16 protein-coding genes are annotated in these 17,346 nt (G+C 33.0%); 10 read left to right on the top strand and 6 right to left on the bottom strand.

Annotated features, from left to right (window positions below; all coding sequences use genetic code 11):
• Nucleotides 1–113 precede the first annotated feature (113 nt).
• From purD to AJ930_RS06945, 5 genes are all read left to right on the top strand, one after another.
• Nucleotides 114–1,364: a phosphoribosylamine--glycine ligase gene (gene purD / locus AJ930_RS06965; protein ID WP_004305631.1), complete on the top strand. Its 1,251-nt coding sequence runs from the start codon at nt 114–116 to the stop codon at nt 1,362–1,364.
• Entirely contained in the window at nt 1,361–1,813 is a 453-nt protein-coding gene (locus AJ930_RS06960; RefSeq protein WP_002871012.1) for an RDD family protein, read from the top strand. The genes purD and AJ930_RS06960 overlap by 4 nt, the downstream gene beginning before the upstream one ends.
• Nucleotides 1,803–3,851: an LPS-assembly protein LptD gene (locus AJ930_RS06955; protein WP_070233570.1), complete on the top strand. Its 2,049-nt coding sequence runs from the start codon at nt 1,803–1,805 to the stop codon at nt 3,849–3,851. Before AJ930_RS06960 ends, AJ930_RS06955 begins: the two co-directional genes overlap by 11 nt.
• 69 nt (nt 3,852–3,920) lie before the next feature.
• A complete protein-coding gene (locus AJ930_RS06950) occupies nt 3,921–6,080 on the top strand; it encodes a polyribonucleotide nucleotidyltransferase (RefSeq protein ID WP_070275098.1) in 2,160 nt (719 codons plus the stop codon).
• A complete protein-coding gene (locus AJ930_RS06945; RefSeq protein WP_070233571.1) occupies nt 6,077–6,559 on the top strand; it encodes a DNA-deoxyinosine glycosylase in 483 nt (160 codons plus the stop codon). The genes AJ930_RS06950 and AJ930_RS06945 overlap by 4 nt, the downstream gene beginning before the upstream one ends.
• A gap of 35 nt (nt 6,560–6,594) precedes the next feature.
• Here the strand turns inward: AJ930_RS06945 and AJ930_RS06940 are convergent, their stop codons facing one another.
• Nucleotides 6,595–7,257 carry a DUF4230 domain-containing protein gene (locus AJ930_RS06940; protein WP_070240377.1) on the bottom strand — a complete coding sequence of 221 codons (663 nt, stop codon included), beginning with the start codon at nt 7,255–7,257 and terminating at the stop codon, nt 6,595–6,597.
• 17 nt (nt 7,258–7,274) lie between these two features.
• Complete coding sequence (locus tag AJ930_RS06935) at nt 7,275–8,459, bottom strand: MFS transporter (protein WP_070240375.1); 1,185 nt, start codon at nt 8,457–8,459, stop codon at nt 7,275–7,277.
• 53 nt (nt 8,460–8,512) lie between these two features.
• On the opposite strand from AJ930_RS06935, the gene AJ930_RS06930 reads away from it, so the two are divergent.
• On the top strand, nt 8,513–8,968 hold the full coding sequence (locus tag AJ930_RS06930; protein WP_052857436.1) for a low molecular weight protein-tyrosine-phosphatase: 456 nt from the start codon (nt 8,513–8,515) through the stop codon (nt 8,966–8,968).
• 251 nt (nt 8,969–9,219) lie between these two features.
• A complete protein-coding gene (locus AJ930_RS06925; protein WP_070275067.1) occupies nt 9,220–10,524 on the top strand; it encodes a major outer membrane protein in 1,305 nt (434 codons plus the stop codon).
• A 117-nt stretch (nt 10,525–10,641) separates the two neighbouring features.
• Here AJ930_RS06925 and dnaJ read toward each other — a convergent pair whose 3' ends face one another.
• On the bottom strand, nt 10,642–11,766 hold the full coding sequence (gene dnaJ, locus AJ930_RS06920) for a molecular chaperone DnaJ (protein ID WP_052857432.1): 1,125 nt from the start codon (nt 11,764–11,766) through the stop codon (nt 10,642–10,644).
• Nucleotides 11,767–11,920: 154 nt separating this feature from the next.
• Between dnaJ and AJ930_RS06915 the strand changes: the two genes are divergently transcribed.
• Genes AJ930_RS06915 through recR form a run of 3 tightly spaced genes read left to right on the top strand, consistent with a single transcriptional unit; the run spans nt 11,921 to nt 14,396 of the window.
• Nucleotides 11,921–12,592: a response regulator transcription factor gene (locus AJ930_RS06915; protein WP_002861955.1), complete on the top strand. Its 672-nt coding sequence runs from the start codon at nt 11,921–11,923 to the stop codon at nt 12,590–12,592.
• Entirely contained in the window at nt 12,589–13,824 is a 1,236-nt protein-coding gene (locus AJ930_RS06910) for an ArsS family sensor histidine kinase (protein WP_044780121.1), read from the top strand. Before AJ930_RS06915 ends, AJ930_RS06910 begins: the two co-directional genes overlap by 4 nt.
• Nucleotides 13,824–14,396 carry a recombination mediator RecR gene (recR, locus tag AJ930_RS06905; RefSeq protein ID WP_070275066.1) on the top strand — a complete coding sequence of 191 codons (573 nt, stop codon included), beginning with the start codon at nt 13,824–13,826 and terminating at the stop codon, nt 14,394–14,396. Before AJ930_RS06910 ends, recR begins: the two co-directional genes overlap by 1 nt.
• Here the strand turns inward: recR and AJ930_RS06900 are convergent.
• From AJ930_RS06900 to AJ930_RS06890, 3 genes are read right to left on the bottom strand one after another with little or no spacing between them, the layout of a single operon-like run.
• Nucleotides 14,393–14,929: a HyaD/HybD family hydrogenase maturation endopeptidase gene (locus AJ930_RS06900; protein ID WP_070275065.1), complete on the bottom strand. Its 537-nt coding sequence runs from the start codon at nt 14,927–14,929 to the stop codon at nt 14,393–14,395. The genes recR and AJ930_RS06900 overlap by 4 nt on opposite strands.
• A complete protein-coding gene (gene cybH / locus AJ930_RS06895) occupies nt 14,926–15,618 on the bottom strand; it encodes a Ni/Fe-hydrogenase, b-type cytochrome subunit (RefSeq protein WP_070275064.1) in 693 nt (230 codons plus the stop codon). The genes AJ930_RS06900 and cybH overlap by 4 nt, the downstream gene beginning before the upstream one ends.
• A gap of 10 nt (nt 15,619–15,628) precedes the next feature.
• Nucleotides 15,629–17,344 (bottom strand): nickel-dependent hydrogenase large subunit, encoded by a 1,716-nt coding sequence (locus AJ930_RS06890; protein WP_070275063.1) that lies wholly within the window; start codon nt 17,342–17,344, stop codon nt 15,629–15,631.
• Between the last annotated feature and the right edge of the window lie 2 nt (nt 17,345–17,346).

Genomic DNA, 17,346 nt, shown 5'->3' with positions numbered 1-17,346 from the left:
GAGCTTTGAAAAAAGCGAGAAGTTGCAGCCTTTAAAAATTACCTAGCGGTTTTCTTTGACTTTTTGGGGTCAATCTTTGTTAAACGGCTGTTTGGGTTTAAAAGGAGATATAAATGAAAATAATGATTTTGGGTAGTGGTGCAAGAGAATATTCTATTGCTTTAGCCTTAAGAAGAGTAGACAAAAATTTAGAGTTTTATTTTGCTCCTGGAAATGGCGCTACCGAAAGTCTTGGAACAAATTTAAACCTAAAAGATCCAGTAGTTTTAGCAACCTATGCGAAAGAAAAAGGTTTTGATCTTTGTATAGTAGGAAGTGAAAGTTTTTTAGCTGAAGGTGTTGTAGATATTTTTAAACAACAAGGACTTGCTATTTTTGGGCCAAGTAAAGCTGCTGCAATGCTTGAAACCTCAAAATCTTTTATGAAAAGCTTTCTTAAAAAATACCGTATCAAAACAGCCAAATTTTTAAACACAAATGATATTGAAAAAGCAAAAAATTTTATACATAGTTTAACCCCTCCTATAGTAGTAAAAGCCGATGGACTTTGCGCAGGAAAAGGTGTTATCATAGCTAAGACTCATGAAGAAGCCATAGAAGAAACAGCTAAAATGCTGAGCGGAGAAAGCTTTGGAGATGCTGGAAAACTCGTTGTAATTGAAGAATTTTTAGATGGTTATGAATTAAGCATTTTTGCAGTATGTGATGGCAATGATTTTGTTTTACTTCCTGTAGCACAAGATCACAAAAAATTACTCGATAATGATCAAGGGCCAAATACTGGCGGAATGGGTGCTTACGCTCCTAGCTCTTTAGTGAATGAAAGCTTGCTTAGAAAAGTTCAAAAAGATATTATTTTACCGACTTTAGCAGGCATGAAAAAAGAAGGAGCGGAATTTTGTGGTGTTTTATTTATAGGTGCTATGATCGTTGGAAATAAACCTTATGTATTAGAATTTAATGTTCGCTTTGGAGATCCTGAATGTGAAGTTTTAATGCCTTTAATCGAAGATCCTTTAGAACTTATTTTAGCTGCTACTCAAAGACGCTTAAGACACACAAAAATCAAAATCAAAAAAGAATTTGCAGTAGGGGTTGTATGCGCGAGTGAAAACTATCCTTACAAAAGTTCACCAAAAAGTGAAATTACTGTAAATAACATTCCTGAAAACTCTCATATCTCTTATGCTGGAGTAAGCCTAGAAGATGGCAAATTAATGGCTGATGGTGGAAGAGTTTTGGTTTGCGTTGGCACAGGAAAAAGTATAAAAGAAGCGCAAAAAAATGCTTATAAACTTTGTGATAATGTAAATTTCAAAGGAAAGCAATACAGAAAAGACATCGCTCATCAGGTTCTTAAATGAAAGAAAATTTACAAGACCGCTTAGAGCGTGAAAATCTAAAAATAGCAAGTTTTGGAAAAAGAGTTCTAGCTTTTTTAATCGATGATATGATTATTTCTTTGATTGTGTTTATCATTTTTTATGATCGTCTAATCCAAGCAAAAGATTTATTTGAAACGACTCAAATTATAGGAAATTTTTATCTTGGCTTCATCTTGCTTCATTTTAGTTATCAAGCAATTTTTACTTATCTTTATGGGGCAAGTTTGGGAAAAATATTATGCAAAATTATCATCTTGGATGAAAATCTTCTTGACAAACCCAATCTCATCCAAAGTTGCATCAGATCTGCCATAAGACAAGTTAGTGCTATGGCGTTTATGCTTGGGTTTGCTTGGGCTTTAAGTAATGATTTGCGCAAAGCTTGGGAGGATTATCTAGCAAGGACAATAGTAGTCGATGTGGCGTAAATTTTCCTTATTGCTAGGAACTAGCATAGCTTTAAGTGCAGCACAAGTTGATATTTACGCTCTTGATGCAAAAAAAGAAGGTGATATTCTTACTGCGAACAATGATGTTATTATTTTTTCTGATTTTTATTTCATCACTGCCAATAAAGCAATTTACAATGAAAAAACCGGAGATGTTGAGCTTTTTGGCGATGTTAACATCCTAAGGGGACAAAACGAAAGATCACATTCTGATTATGCTAAAATCAACCTAAATTCCAATCAAGCCGATTTTAGTAATTTTTTCTTTTCCAATAACAATCTTGAAGTATGGTTTCAAAGCAAAACAAGCCATCTAAATGATAAAGTCTTTGAAAGTAAAATTTCAGCAGTTTCAAGCTGCAATGTTGAAGACCCTGATTGGGAAATTCGTTTTTCAAAAGGCTGGCTTAACCGGGAAACCAATTTTGTTCATCTTTACAATGCAAGATTATATGTTAAAAATACCCCGGTTTTTTATCTACCTTATTTTGGATTTAGCGCTGATACTCATAGACAAAGCGGGCTTTTAATCCCAAAAATCGTTTTAAAAAGTAGCGAAGGCTTATACTATGAACAACCTATTTATATTGCCACTCAAGAAAATTGGGATTTAGAACTTGATCCACAAATTCGAACAAACCGTGGTTTTGGACTTTATTCTACTTTAAGATTTCTTGATTCTCCATATTCAACAGGAGAATTAAATTTTGGTGCTTTTAGGGAAAATAGCTCCTATTTTCACGATGAAAATTTGAAAAACAAAACCCACTATGGAATAGAACTAAAATACTCAAGAGATGATTTAATCAAATCTTTACTCAGTGATAATTTCCAAGAAGGCCTATGGATAGATGCAACCTATCTCAACGATGTGGATTATTTAAATTTAGGAAGTAGGGATTATCGAGATCTTAACTCGCTTGTAACCTCCAAAATCAATTATTTTTTAGCTGATGAAAACAATTTTTACGGAGCTTATGCAAGATATTATATCGACACATCTAAACTTAGCAACAATACAACCTTACAAGAATATCCAAGCTTTCAATATCATAGATTTTTAAATAACCTTTTTGATGAACGCTTGCGTTATTCATTTGATGCTTCATTTCATAATTTTTACCGACCTGCTGGTTCTTATGCAAATGAGCTAAATTTAGACTTGCCTATCTCATATCACAACGCTTTTTTTGGAGACTTTTTACACTTTACTTTTACAGAAAGATTTTATGCTTCTTTTGTAAATTATAGCAACGATCCCGAAAGAAACCATGAGCATTATTTTAGAAACACTCATGATTTTAATCTCTACACCGATCTTTCAAAAGCTTATGAAAATTTCTTTCATACTTTAAATTTAGGAGTGAATTACATTTTACCAGGAGCAAAATCAGGTAAAATCACGCAAGATTATCTTGAAGAATACGACAAAGAAAACGAACATACAAGTCTTTATGCTGTGCAATATTTCTATAACAACGAAGGACAAAAAAAACTCAAACACAGATTTTCACTTGACTATCTCAATAAACAAAATAAATTCTATGAACTTGAAAATCTTTTAACTTATTATTTTAATGAAAACATCAATCTCAACAGCGAAGTGCTTTACTCTTATGAGCAAAGTCGCTTTACCAATGTCATCAGCCAAATAGAAGTCAATACAAATTCAAAATTTAATTGGATGTTTTCTCATGCTTATCAAAACGATGAGTATGGAAAATATAGCTTTATTGGCACAAGAGCAAATTATATTGCCACACCTAATTACAATTTATTTGGTGGAATTTGGTTTGATACTCAAAGAGCTCATGCAAACATGTGGGAACTTGGCTATACCTACCAAAGAAAATGTTGGAACTATTCTTTAATGTATAGAGAAAGAATCGATCCACAACTCACAAGTGGTGGTATCACAGCTAAAAATCAAAGCGGAGTTTATTTTATTTTCAACTTCTATCCTTTAGGAGGAGTAAAATACGATTTCTCTTTAGCAGAAAGTGAAAACAAAATTTAAAAAGGATGAAATTTGCTAAATATTTTAAAAAATTTTACGAATTTATTATCTGGTAAAAAAGGAAAAATAATGCAATACAGCATAGAAATTAACAAAAATACAGAAATATTTGATATAGATAAAGTCGCCAAACAAGCTGCTGGTGCTGTTTTAATGAGACAAGGCAAAAGCGTTGTTCTAGCTACAGTTGCAAGAGAAGAAAAACAAGTTGAAGAAGATTTTTTACCTCTAACCGTTCAATACATCGAAAAAGCTTATGCCGCAGGAAAAATCCCTGGTGGCTATGTTAAAAGAGAAACCAAGCCAAGCGATGCAGAAACCTTAACAGCACGCATCATTGATAGAAGCTTACGCCCTCTTTTTCCAAAAGGCTATGCTTATCCAACTCAAATCGTTGTGATGGTTCTCTCAGCTGATCCTAAGGTAGATTTGCAAGTAATGAGCTTAAATGCCGCAAGCGTGGCACTTTATCTTAGTGATATACCTATGAAAGCTCCAGTGTGCGGTGTTCGCATAGGAAAGATAGATGGAAATTTCATACTCAATCCAAACAATGAAGAGCTTCAAAATAGCACTCTAGATCTCTATGTAGCAGGTGTAAAAGATGAGCTTTTGATGATAGAAATGAGAGCCTTACCCGATCAAAAAGAAAATGAAATCTTTATCGAAGCTCCTTATGCTGATGTTTTAACTCAAACCACTTCACAAAATATGAATGAACTTAGCGAAGATGAAATTTTAGAAGCTCTAAATTTAGCTCAAAAAGCTATATTAAATGGTTCAAATGCTTATGAAGAAGCCTTTAGCAAACACAAAAAAAATTCTCAAATCGAACTAAAAAATGAGATTGAACATCCTGAAATTTTAGCTTTTATAGAAAATAATTTCCAAAAACAAATCAAAGAAGCCATCAACCAAATGGCAAAAAGCGAAAGAGCAAGCGAACTAAATAAAATTGCTAAAGAAATTTTAAATCTTGAAATCGCTAAAGACTGGAGCGAAGAAAGTATCTTAAATACCTTAGCTAAAGTCAAACGCAAACTTATTCGTGAGCAAATTTTAAATGAAGGCAAAAGAGCTGATGGTAGAAGTTTAAACGAGGTGCGTCCTATCAGTATAGAAACCAATCTCTTGCCAAACGCTCATGGCTCTTGTCTTTTCACTCGTGGACAAACTCAAGCTCTAGTGGTTGCAACCTTAGGCGGAGAAAACGATGCTCAAATGATAGACTTGCTTACAGAAAAAAATCCTATAAGCGAACGCTTTATGGTAAATTATAATTTTCCAGGTTTTTCAGTAGGCGAAGCAAGTCCTATCAAAGCTCTAGGAAGAAGAGAGCTAGGACATGGAAATTTAGCCAAAAGAGCACTTTATCCAAGCATAGATGAAAACTATCCTTATGTAATCCGCTTAGTCAGTGAAATTTTAGAAAGCAATGGCTCAAGTTCTATGGCAACGGTTTGTGGCGGATCTTTAGCCCTAAAAGCAGCAGGAGTGCCAAGCTTAAAACTTGTTGCAGGAGTAGCCATGGGGCTTATCTTTGAAGATAACAAATTTGCTGTTTTAACAGATATCATGGGACTTGAAGATCATGATGGGGATATGGACTTTAAAGTAGCAGGAAGCAAAGACGGCGTTACTGCTCTTCAAATGGATATAAAACTAGGCGGAATCGATCAAGAAACACTAAAACAAGCTTTATACCAAGCCAAAGAAGGAAGAATTCACATCCTAAATATCATGGAAGAAGCCGCCAAAGAAATCGTAGTCAATGAAGAAGTTTTACCTAAACTTGAGCTTTTTAGCGTTGATCCTTCAAAAATCGTTGATATCATAGGGCAAGCTGGAAAAACCATCAAAGAAATCATAGAAAAATTTGGCGTTTCTATAGACTTAGATCGCGAAAAAGGTGAAGTAAAAATAGCAGGTAATCAAAACGAGCAAATCAAAGCCGCAAAAGACTACATCATAAACATCACAAGCTCTCAAAAAGGAACTAAAAAAGGCTCTAAAGACAAAGATATATCAGACTTTGAACTTGGGCAAGAATTTCAAGGTATTGTTAAAAAAATCGCTCCTTTTGGAGCCTTTGTGGAACTTAAAAATGGTGTTGATGGTTTATTGCATAGTTCAAAAAGCAAGCATCTTAATTTAAGCGAAAACCAAAGCTTAAAAGTTAAAATCAGCGAAATTAAAAACGGAAAAATTTCTGTGGATTTGTGCGAGTGAGTGAATTTCTAACTCATCCTTTTGAGCCTTTTTTTGACAAGGATTCTAAAATCTTAATTTTGGGCTCTTTTCCTTCTATCAAATCAAGACAAGACGGCTTTTATTATCAACACCCAAGAAATCGTTTTTGGCCTATACTAGAAACACTTTTTGATGTAAAATTAGAAAATATCACAGAACAACAAGTCTTTTTAAGAAAAAAACATATCGCTCTTTGGGATGTACTTCAAAGTTGCAAGATAAAAAATTCAGATGATAAAACCATAAGCTATGCAAAAGCCAATGATTTAAACCTGATCCTTTCTCAAGCCAAAATCCAAGCCATTTTTACCACCGGACAAAGTGCTTATAAATTTTTTACTAAATTTCACTCTCATTTAAAAGCCATAGCCCTACCCTCAACTTCTCCTGCAAATTTAAATTTTTCTTTTGAACAGCTTTTACAAAACTATGAAATAATCAAAAAATTTACAAAATAACAAACTAAGCATCACTCAAGCAAGAAAAGAAAAAGCTAGTTTACATCTAGCTTTTGTGTGTTATCTTTAAATTCAAATTCTACTCTCTTAGCCCCAAAACCTTTAGCAATAGCTTCTAAAGTATCCTTAGCACTTTTATGAATTTTGCTTTCTAAATTTTGGATAAGATTTAAAGACAAGTCTTTAACCTCATCTTTGGCTTCTTTTATGAGTTTGTTTTTATCACTTTCGCTAAAATTAATTCCCGTACTATTGATAGAATCAGGCAGTAAAAAAGGTAAAAATTTAGCATTTTTTTCATCATAAAATTTCATATCTATGATGCTGTGTTTGTATCTACACTCTGGCATGATGATCTTATAAGCATCGTCCCCTAAAGGCAAAATATCAAAGTTTTTATCCCTTAAATCATACAAGAAAGTGATCTCAAATTCAAAAATCAAAGCAATCTGTCTTTCACTCAAAGACCATCCTAAAAGATTTTTCCAAATTCCATTAAAAGCACTATCTTTTTTAGTGACAATCTCTTTACTAAAAACCTGAAAAACACTTAATTCTCCTATGGATTTAAGCTGCATGATATCGCTAAAACTTTGCGTGCTTTTTTCTTCTATTTTAGGGCTTTTATACTGCCTAAAAAGCACTACAAACAAAAGCACAAGCAAAATCATCACTAAAACAAATAAAATCATTTCCATTTTAAACCTTTCTAAATTTATAAACCTTGATTTGAAAAGATATATTTTTTCTCAAACGCTAAGAAAATAAAAGCATTAATGATAAAAATCAAACACACAAAAGTAAAAACAAATTCCACGCTAAAATGCGAAGCCATAAGCCCTCCACCAAAAGCACCACAAAAATTTCCCAAAAATTGACAAGTTTGATTAAAACCAAAAATCACACTTAAATTTTTAGCACTCACGCTTTTTTTAAGCAAGGCATTCACACAAGGCAAAAGCCCTCCAAGCCCTATACCTATAAGCAAACGCACAAAAATAAGCATATAAACATTACTTGCTACAGCCTGCAAATAAAAGCAAATTCCACAAAATATCAAAGCTCCAAAAATAATCTTACTAGGCCCTATCTTATCAGCGATTTTTCCAAGTTTTGGTGCGAAAAAAAGATTACTAATCCCACTTGCAGCCACCACTATACCCGCCCAAAGAGCTAAAGTTCCACCTTGATGAATTTGCTCAACATAAATACTTAAAATCGGCATCACTCCAAAAGTACCAAATTGTATCACAAAAGTAGTGATAAAAAGAACGATGATAAGGGTTTTGTTTTCTTTTACTTTTTGGGTATTTTTCTTCGCCTCTTTTTGAATTTTTCTTTCATGGATGAAAAAATAAATCGTCACAAAAGAACAAGCGATCAAAAAAGCCACCACATCAAAAACCGCACTAATGCTAAAAAATTCAGCCACAAAGCCACCAAACAAAGGCCCAAGCAAACTTCCACTTATAGAAGCCGTAGAAAGAGTTCCTAAAGCATAAGCGACTTTTTCTTTAGGCGCTATTACAGCGATAAACACAACAGCAGCAGAAGTAAAACCTGAAATTACTCCTGTTAAACCCCGCACAAAAACCACTTCTAAAGCACTATGAGCAAAACTGAGCCATAAGGTTAAAACCGACATCCCAAAACTTGCACGAAGAAGCATATTTTTATAACCATACTTTGCACCCAAAAAAGCCCATAAAGGCGAAAAAACAGCCATAAAAAGCGGAGTGATCCCAAAAGCAAGTCCTGAATAAAACGCTATTTCACTCGTATTAACATGTCCTAGTTCTTTGATATAAAAAGGCAAAATCGGAGCGATTTGACTAAGCCCCATACTTGTGGTAAAAACACCAAACCAACACACAAGCAAAGTTCTATTGAAATTTTCCATGGATTTATTGTATGATATTTTTTATAATTTTTAATTAAAACTCAAGGATAAAAATGAAAAAAATACTCTTTATATGCTTAGGCAATATATGCCGTTCACCTATGGCAGAATTTATCATGAAAGATCTTGTCAAAAAAGCAAATTTAGAAAAAGAATTTTTTATAAGCAGTGCTGGAACTTCAGGAGAACACGATGGAGAAGGTATGCACTATGGTACCAAAAACAAGCTTGCCCAACTTAACATAGAACACAAAAATTTCATAAGCAAAAAACTCACTCAAAAGCTTTGCGATGAAAGCGATTTTTTAATCACTATGGACAATTCCAACTTCAAAAATATTTTAAAAAACTTCACCAACACCCAAAACAAAGTTTTAAAAATCACTGATTTTAGTCCTAGTCTAAACTACGATGAAGTCCCTGATCCTTGGTATAGTGGGAATTTTGATGAAACTTATAAAATTTTATCCCTAGCTTGTAAAAATTTACTTGTTTTTTTATCAAAATAATTTAAAACAACTATATATTACTTCTCGTTTACTTTTTAGACTTATACTTCTAAACGAACCGAAAAACATTCATAAGAAAAACTCCTTAAAATTACACGCCTAGCTTAAATCCCTTTAGCTAGGCTTTTCTTTAGATGTTTTTATCCTTCAGATTTAAAATTTTTACTATTTTAAGTGCTTCTTAAGAAAAAACTCCAAATTTATGTGCTACAATTACGATGTTTTATTAATTTTTGACAAGGAGAATTCTCATGAAACTAGTTAAACTTAGTTTAGTTGCAGCTCTTGCTGCAGGTGCTTTTTCAGCAGCTAACGCTACTCCACTTGAAGAAGCGATCAAAGATATCGATGTATCTGGAGTATTAAGATACAGATATGAAAGTAGCAATCCATGGAGCAATGATAATTATGGTTCTGGTATTTCTGGTAAACAAGATCATAAATACAGAGCACAAGTTAACTTTAATGCCGCTATAGCTGATAACTTCAAAGCTTTTGTTCAATTTGACTATAATTCGAAAGATGGTGGTTATGGTGAAAATAGCATCAGCAACACAAGTGATACCTTAAGTGTTCGCCAATTATATTTAACTTATACAAATGAAGATGTTGCAACAAGCGTAATCGCTGGTAAACAACAACTAAACACTATCTGGACTGATAATGGAGTTGATGGTTTAGTTGGAACAGGTATTAAAGTAGTAAACAACAGCATCGATGGTTTAACTCTAGCTGCTTTTGCAGTAGATAGTTTCAACGAAGCTTCAGACTCTACTGTAATAATCACTCAAGATTCTGGTGGTAACAAAATTACAGGAGTTCAATTTAATCGTGGAAATCCTCAAGGTGATAGCGATACAAGCGGTGCTTTAAACTGGGATAAAAATCTTTATGGTGCTGCTGCCATAGGTTCTTATGAATTCTTAGGTGGACAATTTAATCCTCAATTATGGTTAGCTTATATGAGTGATAATGCATTCTTATATGCTGTAGATGCAGCTTATAGCACAACTATCTTTGATGGAATCAACTGGACTCTTGAAGGAGCTTACCTAGGAAATTCCTTGGATAGCAAACTTAAAAATGCACTTACAAATCAAGCAGCTAACGGTAATTTCTTCGCTTTAAGAGGTAGTGTTGAATTAAATGGTTGGGATGCTAGCCTTGGTGGTTTATACTATGGTAAAAAAGATAAAGTTACTTTAACCACAATTGAAGATCAAGGTAATCTTGGCTCTTTGCTTGCAGGTGAAGAAATTTTCTATACTAATGGTTCTAATTTAAATGGCGATATTGGTAGAAATATCTTTGGTTATGTAACTGCTGGATATACTTTTAATGAAACAGTTCGCGTTGGTGCTGACTTTGTATACGGTGGAACAAAAACAGGGGAAATTGGCAATGGTGGTAAGAAACTTGAAGCTGTTGCAAGAGTAGATTACAAATACTCTCCAAAACTTAACTTCTCAGCATTCTACTCTTATGTAAATGTTAATACAGATCCTGAAAGCACTCATCACGATGCTGTAAGACTTCAAGCTCTTTACAAATTCTAAGGGGTTTTCAAGTTTAACTTTAAGGCGGGGTTTTACCCCGCCTTTTTTTATGCCTGATTTTTAAAACTTAAATTTATATAAAAAAAGATTTTCCCAAGCTAAAAAGCTTTAGGAAAATTAGGACTTAAACCAATTAGCGATTTTTTCAAAAAGCCCTTTTTGCTCTTGATGCATACCATCTTTGATACCAAAACTTTCACTTAGTTTTTCTAAAAGTTCTTTTTGTTCATCGTTTAAAGAAGTTGGGAATTTGATAGAAATTTGAACGATTTGATTTCCTATGCGAGAACTATGAACATCTTTTACTCCTTCTTTTTCAAGAACAAATCTTTGCCCATCTTTAGCACCCTTTGGTAAATTTAAACTTGCTTCACCGCGTATGGTAGGTACTTTTATACTCTCTCCTAAGATAGCTTGAGTAAAAAACACTGGAAATTCTATATATATATCGTCATCATCTCTGATAAAAGTATCATCTTCGGCAGCAATGATCTTAACATACATATCCCCTCTAGTGCCATTTTTTAAGATATTGCCTTTAGCATTGACACGAAGTTTCATACCTGTATCTACACCTTCTGGGATATTAAGTTCTACACTATCTTTGCTTTCATTATAACCTAAACCTTTACAATCGCTACATTTTTCACTAGCCTTTTCTCCACTTCCTTGACAATCAGGGCAAGTTTGTGCAAAAGTGATAAAACCTTGAGAAATTCCAACCTGTCCTCTACCTTGACACTTTGGACAAGTTTGAAGTTTTCCATCTTTAGCCCCTGTTCCATTACAAGTTTTACAAGAACATTTATAAGTAAAGTCTATATTTTTCTTACAACCAAAAACCGCTTCTTTAAAACTTAATTTTAAATTAACGATAAAATCTGAAGGGATTTTCTCATCATTTGAACTCTTTCTACGACGCGATGATGAGCCAAAGCCTTCTCCAAAAAAACTAGAAAATATATCTCCTAAATCCTCAAAACCACCAAAACCTGAGCTACTAGAACCAAATCCACCACCTTTTAAAGCATCTTTTCCATATCTATCATAAATAGCTCGCTTTTCATCATTACTTAAAACCTCATAGGCTTCATTAACAAGCTTAAATTTCTCTTCTGCTTCTTTATCGCCTTGGTTTCTATCGGGATGGTATTTTAAAGCCATTTTTCTATAGGCTTTTTTTATAGTTTCTTTATCAGCATTTTGCGTGATTTCAAGAATTTCATAATAACTTATTTCCACATTATTCCTTTAAAAAATTTAAAATTTTGCTAGAATTTTAATCTTAAAAATTCAAAAATCTAATTTTAGCAAAAATAAAATCAATAATTTATCAAATTTTAAATAAAATTATGCAAATATTATAAATCTTAGATAAAATTTAAAGGATACTAAAATGATTAATGTGTTGATGATAGAAGATGATCCTGATTTTGCGCAATTATTATCTGAGTATTTAGCGCAGTTTAATATTAAAATCACAAATTTTGAAAATCCTAAAAGCGCCTTAAATGTAGGCGTTCAAGGCTATGATTGTCTAATCTTGGATTTAACTTTACCAGGAATTGATGGTCTTGAAGTTTGTAGAGAAATCAGACAAAAAAGCAATATTCCCATTATCATCTCATCAGCTAGAGGCGACTTAAGCGATAAGGTTGTAGGGCTTCAAATTGGTGCTGATGATTACCTGCCAAAGCCTTACGATCCAAAAGAAATGTATGCAAGGATTATGAGTCTTATTCGTCGCACAAAAAGAGTTGAACACGCAAATAATGAAAATATTAATTCTGCTTTCAAAATCGATGAGAGAAGGCATGAGATCACCTATGAAGATAAGGTTTTAACACTTACTCCTGCTGAGTTTGAAATTTTAGAATACCTTATCCAGCAGCACGGATATAGTGTTTCAAGAGAACAGCTTGTAAGTCGCTGTAAAAATCTAAAAGATAAAGATTCTAAAAGTCTTGATGTTATCATTGGTCGATTAAGAGTAAAAATAGGAGATAGTTCAAAATCTCCAAAACATATTTTTTCTGTTAGAGGTATAGGATATAAACTAATAGGATGACAAAAAATTATTCTATTTATACCAAGCTAATTATTTTATTTGTTGTTACTTTTTTCTTAGTTTGTGTGCTTTTTATCGTTCTTTTGAAAATAGAAGGAAGTGCTTACAACGAAGAAGAAAGTTTAAAACAAGAAAATCTTATAAAAAATTTACTCATCTCCTATGAAAACACTTCAGGTGCTAAAATAGGATCCTATCTTGAAAATAGCGGTTTTAATACTATACAAAATCCCTATCTTGTAAAAAGCATAAGAAATAACGGACAATCACTTTTTAAGGCAAATGGAGAATTTTGCACCCTTTCTTCTTTAAAATATCATAGCAATCTTTATTTTGATGTTCAATGTAAAGATTTTGATGGCTTATATGAAGAAAATACTAGCGATAGAGTTTATAATCTTTTATTAATAGGATTTTTTTCTTTTTCTTTGTTGGTTGTTTTTATGTATTTTTCGGTATTAAAATCTTTAGAACCTTTAAAAAAATTAAGAAGGCAAGTTGCTAAAGTTGCAAATGGGGAGCAACCTGATTTTTTAGATTATCAAGAAGATGAAGTAGGCAAAATCGCCTTTGAATTTCAAAAAGCTTTTAAAAAAAATCAAGAATTAATACAATCAAGACAACTTTTCCTAAGAACAATCATGCATGAGTTAAAAACTCCTATAGGAAAAGGGAGAATCATTTCTGAAATGATCAAAGAAGACAGACAAAAAGAAAGACTTATCGCTATATTTTTACGTATGGATTCTTTGATCAATGAATTTGCCAAAATCGAAAATTTATTTTCAAAAAACTACAACTTACACTTTAAACCTAGTCGTTTTAGCACTATACTTGAAGAAGCAAAAGAACATCTTATGAGAGATGATTTTAATAAAGTTGTAAAAGTTGATATTAGATATGATGCTTTAATCAATGTTGATATGGAAATTTTCTCTGTAATTTTAAAAAATCTTATCGATAATGCCTTAAAATACTCAAACAATGGCACTTGTGAGCTTTTTTGTTGTAAAGAATGTTTTACTATTAAAAATCCAGGCAAGCCTTTAGCAGAGCCTATAGAACATTATCTTGAAGCTTTCGCAAGAGAAAAACACAATCAGGTCAAAGGTATGGGGCTAGGACTTTATATAGTTTCAGAGGTATGTAAACTGCATAATTTTGATTTGATTTATTTTTATGATGATGGAAAGCATTGTTTTAAAATTTTCTTTGGAGATAAAGAAAAATAATGGCAAAAGGCCTAGAAAAATTCAACGAACTTGTTGAAAGTTTTGCAAATTTACCTACCATAGGGAAAAAAACTGCCATAAGGCTTGCTTATCACCTTTGCATAAATAATCAAATCGATGGTATGAAACTCGCACACAATATAGAAAATGCTATCCGCTTTATAAAACCTTGTGAGCAATGCGGTGCTTTAAGTGAAAATGAGCTTTGCGAAATTTGCAGCGATGAAGAAAGAAATAAAAACATTTTATGTATAGTTGAAAGCCCAAAAGATATACTAACACTCGAAGAGAGTCAAAGCTACAATGGGCTATATTTTGTTTTAGATGAGTTAAATGAAGAAAAACTTGAAAAACTAAAGCAAATCATACTTAAGCTAAATATCTCTGAGCTCATTTTTGCATTGACACATAGCATTAATTCTGATGCAACTATCTTTTTTATAGAAGATAAATTTAAAGATTTAAACCTAACTTTTAGTAAAATCGCTCAAGGAATTCCAAGTGGTGTAAATTTAGAAAATGTGGATTTAATCTCTTTAAATAAAGCTATGAATTTTAGAATAAAAATTTAGTAATTTTTATAAGAAATATCAGCTAATTCTTGCAAAGAAAAATCCGCAATCTTTTCATAAACAAAACCTTCCTTGCTTAAAAAATCAAGTAAAGTTTTTTCCATGATTTTAGCCCCTTGTATAAGCTCATCTGAGAGCTTAAAACTCATCGCTTCAATACGCTTTGGCACACAAGTTAAGATGTGTGTTTTAGGCAAATCTCCTGCAAGCTCCATGTATTGCAAGGTTTGAAGCATTTCTATTTCATGAGCACTTCCACTCCAGCTAATTTTATTAGGCATAGCATCATAAGGAAAGAAAAATACATCTCCTATACTCGCATCTTGTGCTTCTATGCAGTCTAAAACGATAAGTCTATCGTACCTAGCGATGATATAGCTAAGTTGCAAAGCCAAAGTTCCACCATCAACAAAATCTAAAGTAAATTCAGAATGAGTGAATTTGTAGTTTTTTTCAAGTTGTTTGCAAAGATGAACGCCTAAGCCTTCATCTGCAAACATGATATTACCTATTCCAAGGACTAAGAATTTCAATGCTTTTCTTCTTTTACATATTTATATCCGCTAATAATAGCATCCATAGCACCATCTTTACCTTTTACTGCGTTAAAAATCGCCATGTAAATATGTACTGGTACAAAAATCATAATCACCCACATCAAAATTCTATGATAAGTTCTTACATCAGCCAAACCGCCCATTGCAGCTTCAAGTGGTCTTAAAATATGATATAAAAGCCCACCTAAGCCCTCATGGTAAGTATGAGTATAAAGAATAAGCCCTGTAAGAATGATACCTAACATCACAAGATAAAAGAAAAAATAAGTTACAAATTGCAAAGGATTATAAACCCCTTTTAAATGCGGATGTTTTCCTAAGAAAATGTAAAATTTTACTTGTTCTATCCATAATTTGATATTAAAAATATCCCATGCACTTCTGCGTTCTTTTGCACTTACCTTATCGCAAAAAAACAAATACACCTTAAAAATAATACAAGCGATTAAAACAAAACCCACCGCTTGATGTACTAAACGGTATTTTGCTTGCATAAAATTTACAGGTTCGCCGTTACTAATAGGACTTTGAAACACATAAGAAAGATAATACCCTGTGCCAATAAGAATCACTATAGCAATAGCTCTTATCCAGTGTGTTAAACGCAAACCTATGCTAAATTCATATTCAGCTTTTCTTTGCAATTTTTCTTCTTTGTTTTGCATGAAAGCCTCCTTATAAATTGACATTCACTTTATATTCGCTTAGATTATTGCCCTTAGTATCCATTACATGCACCGCACAAGCAATACAAGGATCATAAGAGTGAATTTTTCTAATAATTTCAAGCGGTTGTTTTACATCAGCGATTTTAAGTCCTATCAAACATTGCTCATAACTTCCACCTACGCCATTTGCGTCTTTTGGACTTGCATTCCAAGTAGAAGGCACCACAGCTTGCCAGTTTTCAATGACGCCATTTTTAATTCTACACCAATGACTTAATGTTCCGCGTGGCACATGCCCCATATAGCGTCCTTTGTATTCTTTAGAATTATCGATCACATAAGGCGCGCAAGTACTCTGATCTACTTTTAAATTTTCAACTAAATTATTAAACGCTTTTAAAGCATTATTTGCAACGATTTTTGCTTCAATACAACGAGCAGCTGTTCTTCCAAGTGTACTAAATACAGCATTTAAAGGAAGTCCTGTTTCTTTTAAGAACTCATCTACCACAGGAACAACATTTTGATTACCTTTGGCATAATTTACAACGATATTTGCTAAAGGTCCTACTTGCATAGGGTTTCCTTCATAGCGTGGAGCTTTAATCCAACTATATTTACCCTTAGTATCAAACACTTTAGAATGAACATTATTTCCATGATGATCTACGCTTTCTCCATCTACAAGTCCTGTATAATTTGGATTTGTTTTGCCATCATAAGGATGTAAAGGTTCATTGTCTGCATACCAAGAATGAGTTGCCTCTTCAGTAATCTTATCTTCTTCTACTTCATAAACCTTGCTTAAATCTCCATTTTTGATAATACCACTTTCAAAAAGCCATTCATCTCTTCCGAGTTGGAATTCTTTAAAGGTGTAAAGATTATTTACCCCTATATCGTTTAAAACACTTGCTTCATGCGCATAAGCTTTTCCTGCCATCACAAGATCAGGATAATACGCACGATTAACAAAGTCTTGTACTTCTTGGAATTTAACCATATATTCACCCATTCTTGCAGGATCAAGTAAATCCATAACGCAAGTTACACCACCAACAGTTAAGCTTTGTGGATGTGGATTTTTAGCTCCAAAAATCGCCATACATTGAGCAATGATTCTTTGGATTCTTAAACATTCTAAATAGTGAGAAAGAACGATTAAATTTTGCTCAGGACTTAAACGATAAGTTGGGTGACCATAGTACGCATTAGCAAAAGGTCCTAAATTTCCTTTATCTACAAAAGTTTTAAGTCTTTGTTGCACTTCAAGAAATTTATCCGCACCTGTTGCATAAGGATTTGGAGTGTATTTAAAAGCTTCATCGCTTGCTTTTTTAACATCAGCACTTAAAGCACTTACCACATCAGCCCAATCAAGCCCATGAAGTTGATAAAAATGCACGATATGATCGTGTAAAAATAAAGCTGCATTCATTAAAGTTCTTGTTAAAAGCGCATTTAAAGGTGGAGTAATACCTAAAGCATTTTCAACAGCAACTATACCTGCTTTATAATGTGAAAAAGTACAAACTCCACAAATTCTTTGTGTCATAAAACCCGCATCTCTTGGATCACGCCCTTTTACTATGGTTTCAATACCACGCCACAAAGTAGAGCCCGCATAAGCTTCTTTTACCACATTGTTATCATCAACAACAACTTCAACTCTTAAATGCCCTTCAATTCTTGTAATAGGATCTACAATTATTTTTTGACTCATTT

The organism is Campylobacter sp. BCW_6871 (assembly GCF_001762325.1).
In the GTDB taxonomy this organism is placed as follows: Bacteria; Campylobacterota; Campylobacteria; order Campylobacterales; family Campylobacteraceae; genus Campylobacter_D; species Campylobacter_D jejuni.
The sequence above is the reverse complement of the archived record's forward strand: the minus strand, read 5'-3'. Positions and strand labels throughout refer to the sequence as shown.

Bases quoted from the DNA above. Each gene is read 5' to 3' on its own strand.
- cybH (WP_070275064.1), bottom strand. From the start codon at position 15,618: ATGCAAAACAAAGAAGAAAAATTGCAAAGAAAAGCTGAATATGAATTT.
- AJ930_RS06960 (WP_002871012.1), top strand. From the start codon at position 1,361: ATGAAAGAAAATTTACAAGACCGCTTAGAGCGTGAAAATCTAAAAATA.
- AJ930_RS06935 (WP_070240375.1), bottom strand. From the start codon at position 8,459: ATGGAAAATTTCAATAGAACTTTGCTTGTGTGTTGGTTTGGTGTTTTT.
- AJ930_RS06930 (WP_052857436.1), top strand. From the start codon at position 8,513: ATGAAAAAAATACTCTTTATATGCTTAGGCAATATATGCCGTTCACCT.
- AJ930_RS06925 (WP_070275067.1), top strand. From the start codon at position 9,220: ATGAAACTAGTTAAACTTAGTTTAGTTGCAGCTCTTGCTGCAGGTGCT.
- AJ930_RS06915 (WP_002861955.1), top strand. From the start codon at position 11,921: ATGATTAATGTGTTGATGATAGAAGATGATCCTGATTTTGCGCAATTA.
- recR (WP_070275066.1), top strand. From the start codon at position 13,824: ATGGCAAAAGGCCTAGAAAAATTCAACGAACTTGTTGAAAGTTTTGCA.
- AJ930_RS06955 (WP_070233570.1), top strand. From the start codon at position 1,803: ATGTGGCGTAAATTTTCCTTATTGCTAGGAACTAGCATAGCTTTAAGT.
- AJ930_RS06890 (WP_070275063.1), bottom strand. From the start codon at position 17,344: ATGAGTCAAAAAATAATTGTAGATCCTATTACAAGAATTGAAGGGCAT.
- AJ930_RS06940 (WP_070240377.1), bottom strand. From the start codon at position 7,257: ATGGAAATGATTTTATTTGTTTTAGTGATGATTTTGCTTGTGCTTTTG.
- purD (WP_004305631.1), top strand. From the start codon at position 114: ATGAAAATAATGATTTTGGGTAGTGGTGCAAGAGAATATTCTATTGCT.
- AJ930_RS06950 (WP_070275098.1), top strand. From the start codon at position 3,921: ATGCAATACAGCATAGAAATTAACAAAAATACAGAAATATTTGATATA.
- AJ930_RS06910 (WP_044780121.1), top strand. From the start codon at position 12,589: ATGACAAAAAATTATTCTATTTATACCAAGCTAATTATTTTATTTGTT.